1 protein-coding gene and 1 pseudogene are annotated in these 1,468 nt (G+C 77.9%); both read left to right on the forward strand.

Annotated features, from left to right (window positions below; genetic code table 11):
* Nucleotides 1–309, forward strand: a pseudogene (locus tag BI06_RS52145) (hypothetical protein); the annotation flags it as partial.
* A partial coding sequence (locus BI06_RS50080) for a GNAT family N-acetyltransferase (protein ID WP_158516551.1) occupies nt 306–1,468 on the forward strand: 1,163 nt, incomplete at its 3' end. The pseudogene BI06_RS52145 and the gene BI06_RS50080, both read left to right, overlap by 4 nt.

Here is a 1,468-nt window from a genome sequence, read left to right on the forward strand (position 1 = left end):
GCCGCGACCGGCCCGGCGACCACCCCGCGCCCGCGCGCCGCCGAGCCGGAGCCCGACCCCGCCGACCCGGCCGGGCCGGCGAAGGCCGGGGCCGCGCAGGCCGGGGCGGTCGAGTCCGGGGCCGCGAAGGCGGGCTCCGCGAAGCCCGCGGCCGAGAAGGGCGACCCGGCGAAGCCCGAAGCCACGAAGCCCGAAGCCGCCAAGTCCGAAGCCGCGAGGTCCGCGACGGCGAAGGCCGGGCCCGCCGGGGCGAAGAGCGGCCCCCGGAGCGACACGCGGGCCGAGGCGTCGGCGGGGGGCGGTCGATGAGCACCGAGGCCGTCACCCCCACCGCCGGCCTCCCCGCCCAGGCCCGCTCGCCCCGCTGGACCACCGAACTGCGCCGCGAGGACGACACCCTCGACACCCTCGCCGAGGAGTGGGACGACCTGGCCGCCCGCTGCCGCACGGCCACCCCCTTCCAGACCTCGGCCTGGCAGCGCTCCTGGTGGCGCCACTACGGCCGCCCCGGCGCCCTGGTGGTGCTGCTGGTGCGCCGCGAGGGACTGCTCGTCGGCGCGGGCGCGTTCCGCCGCCGCGGCGGCCCGCTCGGCGGACTGACCGGCCTCGGCGCCGGACTGGTCGACTTCACCGACATCCTGCTCGACGACGCCTGCGCCGACCGGGCCGCCGCCGAGTTCGCCGCCGCCCTCCCACTCACCCGCCCCTGGCACAGCCTGGAGCTGCGCGAGGTCCACCCGGAGGCGGCCGTCCAGCGGGTCTTCGAGCAGTGGCGCGGCCGGCGCCACCGCTTCGCCGACTCGCTCTGCCAGTACCTGCCCGCCGTCCCGATGGAGCAGCTGCTCAAGCGGCTGCCGGGGAAGACCGCCCAGCGCAGCCGGGTCAAGCAGCGCAAGATCGCCGAATCCGGCGTCGAGGTGCGGTCGACCAGCCCGGAGGAGGTCCCGGAGGCGCTGGAGGCGCTGCTGCGGCTGCACTACGTCCAGTGGGAGGAGCGCGGGGTGACGCCGGAGCACCGCACCGAGCGCTTCTCCCGGCACCTCAGCGAGTCCACCGCGGCACTGGTCGCCTCCGGCGGCGCGGCCGTGCACCGGTTCTGGCTGGACGGCGAGCTGCTGGCGGTCAACCTGGTGCTGCTCTGCCCCGCCTACAGCGGCCTCTACCTGTACGGCGCGCACCCCAAGCTGCGGGAGCGGCTGGACATCGCCGGCCTGCTGTTCGGCGCCGCGCTGGACGAGACGCTGGCGGCTGGGATCCCGGTGATAAGCCTGCTGCGCGGCCAGGAGCCGTACAAGCAGCGCTGGCGCCCGGACCGACTGCCGAACCAGCGGCTGCTGTTCGGCCCGCGCGGTGCGGCCCCGGCGGCCGCCGCCCGGGGCGGCGCGGTCCGCGCCCGGCGGGCGACGGTGCACCTGCTCACCACCCGGATGCCGCGGCTCAAGGAGGCGCTGGCCGCCCGCCGCCGCAG

Source organism: Kitasatospora sp. MBT66, from assembly GCF_000710405.2.
GTDB classification, from domain to species: Bacteria; Actinomycetota; Actinomycetes; order Streptomycetales; family Streptomycetaceae; genus Kitasatospora; species Kitasatospora purpeofusca.